A 4769-nucleotide genomic window follows, 5' to 3' on the forward strand; every position below is an offset into this window, starting at 1 on the left:
TTAGTTATAAAAGGATTAGAACACACTTCCTACAATTATTTATTTTTTACTAAATCCTTCACCTAAAACCTCATGAGCATCATTAATTATAATAAATGCCATAGGGTCTATCTCATTAACTAATTTTTTTAAATGAACTTCTTCACGTCTAGAAACTACAACCAATAAAACATCTTTTTTTATGTTAGTATATCCACCACGTCCTTCTAAAAATGTAACCCCTCTTTCTAAATCCTTCATAATAGCTTTAGATAATTCATCAAACTTATCAGTAACTATTATGAAAGATTTTGAAAAATCAAATCCTTCAACAATAGTATCAGATATTTTTATAGTTATATAAAGTGAAATAGTAGCGTATAAGGCAGTTTCTATATTTCTAGATACAAGACCTGCAAGAATAATAACAATACCATCTATTATAAATAAAAATGTAGAGATACTTATAAATGGAAATATTTTATTTAAAATAAGACAAGCAAGTTCAGACCCACCAGTTGATGCATCTACTCTAAATAACATACCAAGGCTGATACCAACTACTATACCACCTGCTATAGCAGATAATAAAACATCACTTGTTGTGTTGTAAGTTGTTAAGCCTTCTGTTACTTTTAAGAAAAAAGTGAGTAGTAAAATACCTATCAGAGTCTTTATAGCGTCTCTTTTTCCTAAAATTTTAATACCAATTATAAATAAGGGTATATTAAAAGCTAAATTTATAAGCCAAAGTGGAGTATTAAATAAACTTTTAAAGACTATAGCAAGACCAGTTAACCCCCCTGAAGCAATTGTATAAGGCTCTAAAAACATATTAAGACCAACGGCCATTATAAAACATCCAAGGCATAATATTATCATGTCAAATATATATGAAATAGAATTATTTTTAATAGTATCACTTCCTTATCATAAGACTTTATATTAGAGTATTTACTAATTTAGTTTAGATAATACATGGTAATACTATTTATGAAACTCTATTATTCATTATCTTCTATAAAATATTTTGTATTATCAAATACATAGTTATAGGAGTTTTTAGGGATTGAAATATCTTGAGAAGTTTTGCAAAATTCATTAAAGCTAATAGAATTAAAGTTGTTATTGTTAATTACTAAGAATATTCCTAAAAATTCATTTTCTATATAATTTTCAGTTATTAAATTATTCATATTATTAAGAACTAACAATATATTTGAAGATGCAATAGTAGATAAACTATTTGCTTTTATAATATTAGAATTATTTCCATCATTTAATACAACTGCAAAGTCATTACAGTTTATAGTATTGTATATTATAATATTTCCTATATTTTCACTATCTAATATAATTGAAACACCTTCTATATCAATAAATTTATTATATGAAATTTTATTTCCATAGTTTTCAGTCCATAAATTTATACTAGTTATAAATCCATGATTATTGGATTTTATTTTGAATATATTATCTTTTATATCTGAATCAGAATTACTATCAACTAGGATTAAGTTAAAAGCTTTAAATATAGAGTCATTATTTATATAACTATTTTTATAGATTTCAAATTCGTTGCAAAATATTTTTATAGATTTATTATTTGTATCAAGTACTAAATTGCTAAGTTCAAATAAACTATCTGTTAAGCTTAGGTTAGCACTGTTTTCATTTATATTGCAAATATTATTTTTTATAGCACAGTTACTATGATTTGATATATAAATATTAAATAAATATACTGATTGGGAACTTCCTTTTGTCATAGTAAATTCATTTTGAGTAATTTCTATTTCATTGTCACTTATTTCTAAATCACTATTATTTCCGTAACAACTAATACCAGTTATAAGTATATTAGGAAAGGTATTATTAAAATTATATTTGTTATTTTTAAATACTATTTTATTTTTAGATATAGTATTAAATGTATTTTTATCGCCTTCAATGTATACGCCAATGAATTTTGAAGTGATAGAGCCTACTTCATAACTTATAGATTTATATGAAAAGATAATAAGATTTTTAGTTATCTTATTATAATGATTACAAGTTAACATAGATATACAATATTGTTGTAAAATATTATTTTCATTTTTAAATTTATTGTTACTTATTAGATTAAAACTATTTTTAGATTCTATAGAAATTCCCTCGATACAGTCTAAAAATAGATTATCTATTATATTACAATTATTGTTATCTTCAAATAGATAGATTCCTTTTTCATTAGATGAGAGATGATTAGATTTTATAAGTGTATCTTTACAACCATATAACATTATTCCGGTACTATTTAAATATTTGTTATATTCTATAGATAAATTTTTTGATAAAAATGCACAAATACCTAAATTCATACCTTTAAATATACAATAATTAAATTTTATATCTTCACATGATGGCTCAATAAAAACATCTATATTATATGAATTTAATTTTAAATATTCGATACTTATATTCTTTGAATTTTTAGTGATAAGTACTGCAATATCTAAAGAGCCATTTCCGATAGAATAATTATTTCCGTTTAAAGTAACATTATCTATATCTATAACCAAGCTTTTATTAATAATTGACTTAGTAAGCTTAGCAGTTCTAGTTTGGCAGTCATATATTCCTACGGGCTCGCTAAATCCATTTTCGGTTAAGTATATGGTATCATCTAAATTTTTTTTATTAATATCTTTAAAGTCAAAAGGAAGATTACTATTATTGAAAAAAAGAGCTAGTATATCATCGGTTCCATTCATGAAGTTACCTCCTTAGATATATTTTGTATAAGTTAAATTCTTTATCAATAAATCGATAAATGGCTTAACTAAAGATTGTGATAATTATTTAGATGATACAAAGATTAGTATATATTAAATATAATTCTGAAGTTTAAAATAGAAGACTCATATATATATTATGTTGATTTATAGAGTGTGTGATATGTTTAAATATATTAATAAGTATTAACAAATTAAAAGTAACATTAATATGTACATAGGAGAATTATAAGCACAGATATACTCAGAATTTCATAAAATACTGTAAAATAAACAAAAAGAAGGTAGGGATATGTGAAGTTAAGTAAATTTAGTATAAAAAAATACAGAGAAATAATATATAAGTACACTCTAGTAAATTTAAATTTAAGATCAGAAAAATCTACAGGTGGAAATATAATAGCTACAATACCAAAAGGAACAAAAGTAGAAGTTGAGTTTGAGGATGAAGAATGGATAAAGGTAAAGTATAACTCTCTAGAAGGGTATGCATATAAATACTATTTATCAACAAGTAAGTATCCATGGATAAATCTAAATTTAAGAGCAGAAAAATCTACAGACTCTAAAAGTTTAACTATAATACCGCAAAAGGCAAGAATTGAAGTTTTACAGGTAGATGGAGATTGGAGTAAAGTAGCATATAACGACATGATAGGATATGTATTTAATTATTATTTATCTGATGATGGTAACAGTCCAAATGATTTAGATTATACGTATTTCTATACAGATATGATTAGATTTATCAATGAAAATAATATAGAAAGCCCAACTAATAATTTAATAGTTACTGATTTAAAAAATAAATATACTTATATTTTTAAAAAGGACAATGGAGTATGGACTCAACTTTATAAGTGGCAATCTACAGTAGGAAAACCTGCAACACCAACTATAAAAGGCAGATTTTATATAAATGGTAGAAAGCCATCATTTGGAACTGATGAGTATTTAGTAAAATATGCAACGAGAATAAAGGATGGTTATTATTATCACTCTATACTATATGATGCAACTGGAAAATATATAAAAGATGCAAGGCTAGGAGAAGAACTTAGTCATGGATGTATAAGATTAGAAACAAATAATGCAAAATGGATATATGAAAATATATTAGATACTACAACTGTAATAATACATTAAAGATAACAACATAAAGATTATAATAAATATATGAGATTGAATTTAATATATTATAAGAATATAAATCCTCACTTAAAGTTTATATACTTTTAGGTGATGATTTTATTTTTTACTAGATACTTAAATATATAAAAACTTAAATATTGGAAATTAAGTATTATAAAAGGGTTATAGAATTAAAAATTATAATTTAAAATAATGTAACTACCTATAGCATAGAAAAATACTTAGTAATGTACAATTTAATGTAAGTAAAAAATATTAAATACAAGAACTATTTACACAAAAAAATTATATTATATATTAAAAGTGATTAGGGAGGGAAGACATGAACAGGAACAATCACGAAGATAATACCAATAAAGCTAGACATAATATATATGAATATGCACAAAAGAATAGTGAAAAGTATATAAAAAAAATTGATGAAATGAGAAGTTCTAAAGATAGAATGACATTTAAGAATAGTGGAAAATATTTATGGTCGTTGATTGTTTTAGGAATAAATTGGATGGTTTATAAAAAGGTACTTATTGTATTATTAACAGCAATAATATTAGTTGGAGCACTAGTATGGTCACCACCAATAGGTCTTATACTTTGTTTACTTACTCCTGTATTTTTAGGAATGCATGGTAAATATTTTTACTTTAATGTTAAAGATAAGTATGAAAACATTGAAAATGGTGAAAAGCAAAGATTATTAATCCCTTCATCTTTATTAATTATGTGGATATTAATTATATTTGTATTTATACTTTTAATAATTTCATTTATAGAAAAATTAATTTAAATATTTAAAATAATAGGGCATTAAAATGTACCCTATAGAGTAGACAACTAATAAAAAGGTCTACTCTATAGGGT

Annotated in this window: 4 protein-coding genes; 2 read left to right on the top strand and 2 right to left on the bottom strand. The window is 23.6% G+C overall.

What is annotated here, in order from left to right; genetic code table 11:
• Positions 1 to 39: 39 nt before the first annotated feature.
• Both Q5F54_RS10815 and Q5F54_RS10820 read right to left on the bottom strand, forming a co-directional pair.
• Positions 40 to 861 carry a YitT family protein gene (locus tag Q5F54_RS10815; protein ID WP_288526408.1) on the bottom strand — a complete coding sequence of 274 codons (822 nt, stop codon included), beginning with the start codon at positions 859 to 861 and terminating at the stop codon, positions 40 to 42.
• Positions 862 to 983: 122 nt separating this feature from the next.
• A complete protein-coding gene (locus tag Q5F54_RS10820) occupies positions 984 to 2735 on the bottom strand; it encodes a right-handed parallel beta-helix repeat-containing protein (protein ID WP_302334421.1) in 1752 nt (583 codons plus the stop codon).
• 315 nt (positions 2736 to 3050) lie between these two features.
• Between Q5F54_RS10820 and Q5F54_RS10825 the strand changes: the two genes are divergently transcribed.
• Together Q5F54_RS10825 and Q5F54_RS10830 are read left to right on the top strand one after the other, a co-directional pair.
• Complete coding sequence (locus Q5F54_RS10825) at positions 3051 to 3902, top strand: SH3 domain-containing protein (RefSeq protein ID WP_281539010.1); 852 nt, start codon at positions 3051 to 3053, stop codon at positions 3900 to 3902.
• 328 nt (positions 3903 to 4230) lie between these two features.
• Positions 4231 to 4695, top strand: a complete 465-nt coding sequence (locus tag Q5F54_RS10830; RefSeq protein ID WP_071120867.1) for a hypothetical protein — start codon at positions 4231 to 4233, stop codon at positions 4693 to 4695.
• The last annotated feature ends 74 nt before the right edge of the window (positions 4696 to 4769 follow it).

The sequence above is a fragment of the uncultured Romboutsia sp. genome, assembly GCF_958366745.1.
GTDB lineage: Bacteria > Bacillota > Clostridia > Peptostreptococcales > Peptostreptococcaceae > Romboutsia > Romboutsia timonensis.